General features: G+C 49.3%; 10 protein-coding genes. 5 read left to right on the top strand and 5 right to left on the bottom strand.

Features of this window, described 5'->3' with window-relative positions; genetic code table 11:
* Positions 1–1159: Hint domain-containing protein (locus tag IE094_RS08510; protein WP_189640226.1), on the top strand; the 1159-nt coding region annotated here is incomplete at its 5' end.
* Between the two features lie 103 nt (positions 1160–1262).
* Positions 1263–1727: a DUF3592 domain-containing protein gene (locus IE094_RS08505; protein ID WP_189640225.1), complete on the top strand. Its 465-nt coding sequence runs from the start codon at positions 1263–1265 to the stop codon at positions 1725–1727.
* A 17-nt stretch (positions 1728–1744) separates the two neighbouring features.
* On the opposite strand, the gene IE094_RS08500 is transcribed toward IE094_RS08505, so the two are convergent.
* Positions 1745–1969, bottom strand: coding sequence for a DUF1150 family protein (locus IE094_RS08500; RefSeq protein ID WP_189640223.1), 225 nt, complete (start codon positions 1967–1969; stop codon positions 1745–1747).
* A 10-nt stretch (positions 1970–1979) separates the two neighbouring features.
* Complete coding sequence (locus tag IE094_RS08495) at positions 1980–2396, bottom strand: Hsp20 family protein (protein WP_099591539.1); 417 nt, start codon at positions 2394–2396, stop codon at positions 1980–1982.
* Positions 2397–2581: 185 nt separating this feature from the next.
* Here IE094_RS08495 and IE094_RS08490 point away from each other — a divergent pair, with 185 nt between their 5' ends.
* The 3 genes from IE094_RS08490 to IE094_RS08480 are packed head-to-tail and all read left to right on the top strand — an operon-like array spanning position 2582 to position 4390.
* The gene (locus tag IE094_RS08490; RefSeq protein WP_189640221.1) at positions 2582–2782 is read left to right on the top strand and encodes a YdcH family protein; all 201 of its coding nucleotides are present in this window, start codon (positions 2582–2584) and stop codon (positions 2780–2782) included.
* A 53-nt stretch (positions 2783–2835) separates the two neighbouring features.
* Positions 2836–3324, top strand: a complete 489-nt coding sequence (purE, locus tag IE094_RS08485; RefSeq protein WP_099591541.1) for a 5-(carboxyamino)imidazole ribonucleotide mutase — start codon at positions 2836–2838, stop codon at positions 3322–3324.
* Complete coding sequence (locus tag IE094_RS08480) at positions 3317–4390, top strand: 5-(carboxyamino)imidazole ribonucleotide synthase (RefSeq protein ID WP_189640219.1); 1074 nt, start codon at positions 3317–3319, stop codon at positions 4388–4390. The genes purE and IE094_RS08480 overlap by 8 nt, the downstream gene beginning before the upstream one ends.
* Positions 4391–4404: 14 nt before the next feature.
* Here the strand turns inward: IE094_RS08480 and IE094_RS08475 are convergent, their stop codons facing one another.
* From IE094_RS08475 to IE094_RS08465, 3 genes are read right to left on the bottom strand one after another with little or no spacing between them, the layout of a single operon-like run.
* Positions 4405–4560, bottom strand: coding sequence for a hypothetical protein (locus IE094_RS08475; protein WP_189640217.1), 156 nt, complete (start codon positions 4558–4560; stop codon positions 4405–4407).
* A gap of 43 nt (positions 4561–4603) precedes the next feature.
* Positions 4604–5311 carry an esterase/lipase family protein gene (locus IE094_RS08470; protein WP_189640215.1) on the bottom strand — a complete coding sequence of 236 codons (708 nt, stop codon included), beginning with the start codon at positions 5309–5311 and terminating at the stop codon, positions 4604–4606.
* 32 nt (positions 5312–5343) lie between these two features.
* The gene (locus IE094_RS08465) at positions 5344–6174 is read right to left on the bottom strand and encodes a DMT family transporter (protein ID WP_189640213.1); all 831 of its coding nucleotides are present in this window, start codon (positions 6172–6174) and stop codon (positions 5344–5346) included.
* Positions 6175–6422: the final 248 nt, after the last annotated feature.

Raw genomic sequence — 6422 nt, 5'->3', positions numbered from 1 at the left:
CGACACCATCGACGGTGGCATCGACAATGACACCATCGACGGTGGCGAAGGCAACGACAGCCTGATTGGTGGCGCTGGCGAAGACACAATCGACGGTGGCGATGGTTCCGATACAATCGATGGCGGCAACGACAACGATGTGATCAATGGCGGCGACGGTGCAGATACAATCACAGGCGATGATGGCGATGACACCATCGACGCTGGCGGCGATGACGATACAATCGCAGTTGGCGGGGGTGACAGCGCAACAGGTAATGCTGGCGATGACATCTTTACCATTGATCCAAGCCAAACCGACAACACGCCTGGCGACGATGTAATTACCATCGTTGGCGGTGAAACAGGTGAAGAAGGTTCGGGCGATGGTCTGGACGGTGACACGACCAACGACAATGGCCTGAACGATCTGGGCACTGGTTCTGGTGATGTTCTGGATCTGCGTGATCTGTTCGCAGATGGCACGTTAACATCCGGTGATATCATTTATGCCGGTGGTGACAATGAAGCGGGTTCATTCACATTCGTGGATGACGAAGGCGACAATGTTACGGTCAACTTCTCTGAGATTGAAAACGTTCTGGTCTGTTTCGCACGCGGTACAATGATCCGTACAGAAACAGGCGAGAAAGCAATCGAAGATTTGGTTACTGGTGATCGTGTTGTGACCCGTGATAACGGTGTTCAAGAGCTGCGCTGGATTGGATCACGCACAGTTTCCGCCACAGGAAACTTTGCTCCGATCATGATCAAAGCGGGTGCAATGGGCAACGATCGCGATCTGATGGTATCACCACAGCACCGTATGTTGATAGAAGGCTGGAAGGCAGAAATGCTCTATGGTGAAGCAGAAGTATTGGCCGCGGCCAAGCATCTGGTGAACGGTGACAGCATTTACGCCCAAGAAGGCGGCGAAGTGGAATATTTCCACATGTTGTTCGATCAGCACGAGCTGGTGATCGCCAATGGTGCTATATCGGAAAGCTTCCACCCTGGTGAATTGGGTATGGGTTCAATGGCCGAAGAGGCTCGCGAAGAAATCTTCGCGCTGTTCCCAGAGTTACGCGTAGATGCCCAAAACTATGGCCCATCTGCACGCAGCAGCCTGAAATCATACGAGGCGCAAATCTTGGGTGAAAACCCAGATTTCCTAAAGTAAGATTGGGTTAATAAAAATTATAAGGTCGCGATTAATTTCGCGGCCTTTTTTTATGCGCTGTTGATGATTATGCATGTATTTAGGAAGTCAAAGAAAGCGGCCAATGAAAAAACTAAAATCTGCGCGACGATTTAGTGGCCCGACATTAATCGTTCCCTTGGCATTCATTACGTTTGGGATGTTGAGCTATGCTTTGGGCTACGCTTTTTCGTTGCAACAACGCAATTTTCGCGATGGCGCGATTGAACAACGTGTGCATGTGATGGAAATTGGACGGCTCGTCACGGATAATAGTGCTGATATGACCTATACCTTTGGAACAATTAACGCCGATGGCGAACCTGTGTTTTATGAAAACACGGAACGGCCAACTCGGAGTATCATGCACGAAAAAGGCGACATGGTCCCCGGTTTGTATAATCCCCAAACAGGGCAAATCACCAGCATTGCCGTGTTTGAGCGGCCACAAGCCATGGTTTATATCCCCAAGGTATTTGGCGGTTTTTTCATGTTAGTGGGTGTTCTAATCGGTTATTTTTTCTGGCGCGATCCCGTGTACGAATATTAACATTCGCACATCTTGGATCAATGTACACTGACGGGGGTAAATTCGTATGTACGCGCAACCGCGAATGCCGCACCACGATCACTTGCCAATGCAATACATTCGCCCGTTTCATCGTGGATTGCGTATTTTGGTGCATTTTCTTGCGTACCTTCGAAAAATTCACGTGGAATTTCATCGGGATTGATGGCCCGCACATAAACCAGCCGTCCTGCATCCAGTGTTTCAGTTGCAAAATCGTCCATCAGGCTCGCCCTATTTTTTGTGTTTAATTTCGATGGTTTGCACAACAGTATTTGGTATCGTGCGTTGCAGATCGACATGAAGCAATCCATTTTCCATGGATGCGCCCGCGACCTCTACCCCATCGGCCAAGACAAAGCTACGCTGAAATTGGCGCGCAGCGATACCGCGATGCAGATAAACGCGGCCCTCTGAATCGTCCTCTTGGCGACCACGGATCACCAGTTGGCTGTCTTCTAACGTGATCGACATATCCTGTTCACGAAAACCTGCAACCGCAAGTGTGATGCGATAAGATGTTTCAGAACTTTGTTCGATATTATACGGCGGGTAACCTTCGTTCCCCGATTTTGCGGATAATTCCACCAAACGATCCAACTGTTCAAACCCCAATAAAAATGGGTGTGACGCGAATGAAATTTTGCTCATGCGAAGCCCTTATATAAGCGACTAATATTTCAGGCCCCAATTGGCGACCCAGTGTATAATATGGGGAAAACCAAATAATTTCTCAAGTAGTTTGAGAAATTCTTGTTTTAACTGTGTCAATTGCGGTATAGCGCAGGCTTAACCCATTCATCGCGAGTAGGCTTGTGGACGATAAAAAACGAAAAATGGATCGTACCGCTGTGTTGCAGGTAGAATTGGCAACCATGCGTCAACAACACCGCGATTTGGACATGGCAATTGATGCCATTCACGAAACCGCCAACCCCGATATGTTGACCCTGCAACGATTGAAACGGCAAAAATTGGCGATCAAGGACGAAATTTCACGTCTAGAAGACGAGATTACGCCAGATATTATTGCCTAAGCGGGTAAAATTGGCTACATCCCGATTTTGCACAGCCACATAGGGCATTGAATATGAACACCATCAAAGTTGGCATTATCATGGGCAGCCAATCCGATTGGCCCACAATGAAACTGGCCGCGGATATTTTGGATGAATTGGGCGTGGCCTATGAAACAAAAATCGTATCGGCACATCGCACGCCTGATCGTTTGTGGTCTTATGGCAAAACGGCGGCGGAACGTGGATTACAGGTGATCATCGCGGGCGCGGGTGGTGCTGCGCATTTGCCAGGCATGATGGCATCAAAAACCCGTGTACCAGTTCTGGGTGTTCCCATTCAAACCAAAGCGTTAAGCGGTGTTGATAGCCTTTATTCCATCGTGCAAATGCCCAAAGGTTTCCCCGTGGGCACAATGGCAATTGGTGCGGCAGGTGCTGCCAACGCAGGGTTAATGGCCGCAGCAATTTTAGCCAATAGTGATGCGGATCTGGCGACCCGTTTGGATGACTGGCGCGCCGCACTATCAAATTCAATTGCGGATGAACCAACAGATGACTAAGCCACTGACGCAAGGCGCAACAATTGGCATTTTGGGTGGTGGTCAGCTCGGGCGTATGTTGTCCGTGGCGGCATCGCGATTGGGGTTTAAAACTCATATCTTTGAACCCGGTGCCAACCCACCCGCAGGCCATGTGGCGGATCAAGTCACAACTGCATCTTACGAGGACGAGGCCGCATTGCGCGGATTTGCTGATACTGTCGATGTGATTACGTTTGAATTTGAAAACATCCCCGCATCGGCGCTGGATATTTTGGAAACAATCCGCCCTGTATTGCCCGCGCGCAATGCGCTTGCAACATCACAGGATCGCATCGTTGAAAAACAATTCCTCACCGATCTTGGATTGGACGTGGCGCCATTTGCCAATGTGGAAACGCCAGATGATTTAAACGCGGCAATTGAAACGGTTGGGGTGCCCTCCATTTTGAAAACGCGCCGTTTTGGATATGATGGCAAAGGTCAATCGCGTTTAAAATCCGCAGATCAGGCCGCAAGGGCTTGGGCTGAACTGGGTAACACGCCTTGCGTTCTGGAAGGTTTCGTTGATTTCAGCCACGAAGTGTCCGTGATCGGTGCGCGATCCCAATCTGGCGAAGTTGTCTGTTACGATCCCGGTGAAAATGTCCATCGCGATGGTATTTTGCACACCACCACCCTGCCTGCGAAATTGAATGTATCCCAACGTATGGATGCGGTGATCCTGACCGGTAAAATCCTGAATGCATTGGAATATGTTGGCGTGATGGGTGTGGAATTATTTGTCACCCCACAGGGATTGTTGGTGAATGAAATTGCCCCACGCGTGCATAATTCGGGTCATTGGACACAAAATGGCTGTGCGATTGATCAATTCGAACAGCATATCCGCGCGGTTGCTGGCTGGCCATTGGGTGATGGGCAACGCCATTCGAATGTTGTGATGACCAACCTGATTGGGGATGAAGTTTTGAATGTTTCCGAATTGTCCAAGGATGCATCCGTTGGCTTGCACCTTTATGGCAAGTCTGAACCAAAGGCGGGGCGCAAGATGGGCCACGTCAATAAAATTAGTCCAAAATCATAAGTCGTTATCGTATTTTACGAGCTGACCAATGGGACGCATTTTCCAAGCGCACCATCATAAGTTTGGCCAAGACCACATTGTGACGATTGTTGTCCGTGGTCACGGCAGCCTTCGGCAATCGCAGGGGCTGCGGCAAAGGTTGCAACGACGATAAACATAAACTTTCTCATGGCATTCCTCTTTGTTGGTGCACAAAGGGTATCACAAAATACGTTATTCTTCAACGTCGTGCTTAAATGCGCCCGTGCGTAGGAACACCGCCACCTGCCGAAACACGGCGGGGCTGTTCATCATAAACGTATGGGTCACGGGCAAAACGATGTGATCTTTCATGCCTTGCACCTTGGTGCTTTCGACCGAGACTTTGCCGTCATCTTTGCCATCAATGATCGCGGAAAATATCGGTGAAATGCTCTGATCACCTGCAATAATGCCAAGCTCGAAATTCACCGGACCCAATTGATTTGGAATGCTGTTTTTACCTGTGCCAAGCTGATTGCCAGCAACACCATTCCAAAACTCAAAGCCCGGCAAGCCACCCAATTCATCAACCACGGCCGATCCTTTGTTCGGTGGCGACAACATCACCACGCGCCCAAGGTTCTTGGGGCGATTGCTGGTGTTTTCCAAATAATAGCGCACCATGATCCCACCCATCGAATGGGTGACAAAATGAATTTTCGGAGCGTCACCACAAGCATTGATCGCTTTTGGCATGGTAAATCTGGTCAAAGCTTCGATCTTGGCCTGCGTCGATGGATAATCCACGTTCACAACATCATATCCGATACCATCAAGTGCAGTTTCCATAGCCAAAAACGAATTGGAGCTGCGCGCCAAGCCATGCATCAAGACCACACAATCAGCGGCGGCGCTGATGGGTGAACAAGTGATCGCAATTGCAAATAGATGACGTTTCATGGCGATAATTTAGTATCGGTTACTTTGAAATACTAGCGCCCTGCCCAAATCGAAAGCGTAATACCGCCCAAAACCAATACTGACGCTACGGCAAATTGAATTGTGAAGGGCTCGGATAAGAACACCATGCCGCCCAGCATCGCAATGATTGGCACGCTCAACTGTGCAACCGCCGCAGTAATCGTTGTAATCTGAGGGAGCACCGAAAACCACAACAGATAACCAAGCCCTGAAAAAATCGCACCTGACAGGATCGCCAGAAAAACCCCATAGGGTGTAATCATTTCCCCAGTACTAAACATCCAAACCACAAGCGCAATCGGGATCGCAAACAGAAAGCTTTGCGCCGCGGCCACATGAGCATTCGCAACCCGTTGCCCAACCAGCGTGTAGACACCCCAGCCAAATGCGGCGAGCAGCATGAAAAATGCGCCCAACGGATCAATCACACTGTTGGATGGATTCAACAGATAGGCCAACCCTGCAAAACCAATGAACGCGCCCATCCATTGCAAGGGCTTTGGCATTTTTCCCAAAACCGCTGCGCCGATAAACATGGTGAGCTGCACGCCGCCAAATAACAACAACGCCCCCAACCCCGCATCAAGTGTGACATAGGCATATGAAAACCCAAGCGCATAAAGCGTGAGCCCAAATACAGACAGGATATTGGGGCGAAAACTGTGCCGCCCCGCCTGTCCGCGTAACGCCAATATCCCCCACAATATTACAGCACCCGCAATCAAGCGGATCAATGCAAAGCTAAACGGCCCAATCTGGGGCTCCACAAGTGCAAGCCGATTAAGAACAGAATTTGCAGCAAAGGCGATCATGGTGATGGAAATAAGGGTGAATATGCGCATGACTTGCCTTGTACTAAGCAAGATTTCTTGCTTCTTGGATAGGTAATTTTGTTATTCTCAATTGCGATATACCCTTGTTTTTCCAATGCGGAAATCACTTTGTCGGGAATACAAAAAAAGAGCCGCCAAACGGCGACCCTTTGTAATTTGTAAGTTGGCAAAAGCCGACTGATGTAAATCGTTTTTGGCACTCTTGTGAGCGCCAAAGCCGAGCAACAGGAATCGTTTTAGCCCCATTAGGGCTAAAG

Source organism: Paramylibacter ulvae, assembly GCF_014652655.1.
In the GTDB taxonomy this organism is placed as follows: Bacteria; Pseudomonadota; Alphaproteobacteria; order Rhodobacterales; family Rhodobacteraceae; genus Amylibacter; species Amylibacter ulvae.
The sequence above is the reverse complement of the archived record's forward strand: the minus strand, read 5'-3'. Positions and strand labels throughout refer to the sequence as shown.

Excerpts from the sequence above, each read along its gene's own strand:
- IE094_RS08505 (WP_189640225.1), top strand. The coding sequence starts at position 1,263 with ATGAAAAAACTAAAATCTGCGCGACGATTTAGTGGCCCGACATTAATC.
- IE094_RS08500 (WP_189640223.1), bottom strand. The coding sequence starts at position 1,969 with ATGGACGATTTTGCAACTGAAACACTGGATGCAGGACGGCTGGTTTAT.
- IE094_RS08495 (WP_099591539.1), bottom strand. The coding sequence starts at position 2,396 with ATGAGCAAAATTTCATTCGCGTCACACCCATTTTTATTGGGGTTTGAA.
- IE094_RS08490 (WP_189640221.1), top strand. The coding sequence starts at position 2,582 with ATGGATCGTACCGCTGTGTTGCAGGTAGAATTGGCAACCATGCGTCAA.
- purE (WP_099591541.1), top strand. The coding sequence starts at position 2,836 with ATGAACACCATCAAAGTTGGCATTATCATGGGCAGCCAATCCGATTGG.
- IE094_RS08480 (WP_189640219.1), top strand. The coding sequence starts at position 3,317 with ATGACTAAGCCACTGACGCAAGGCGCAACAATTGGCATTTTGGGTGGT.
- IE094_RS08475 (WP_189640217.1), bottom strand. The coding sequence starts at position 4,560 with ATGAGAAAGTTTATGTTTATCGTCGTTGCAACCTTTGCCGCAGCCCCT.
- IE094_RS08470 (WP_189640215.1), bottom strand. The coding sequence starts at position 5,311 with ATGAAACGTCATCTATTTGCAATTGCGATCACTTGTTCACCCATCAGC.
- IE094_RS08465 (WP_189640213.1), bottom strand. The coding sequence starts at position 6,174 with ATGCGCATATTCACCCTTATTTCCATCACCATGATCGCCTTTGCTGCA.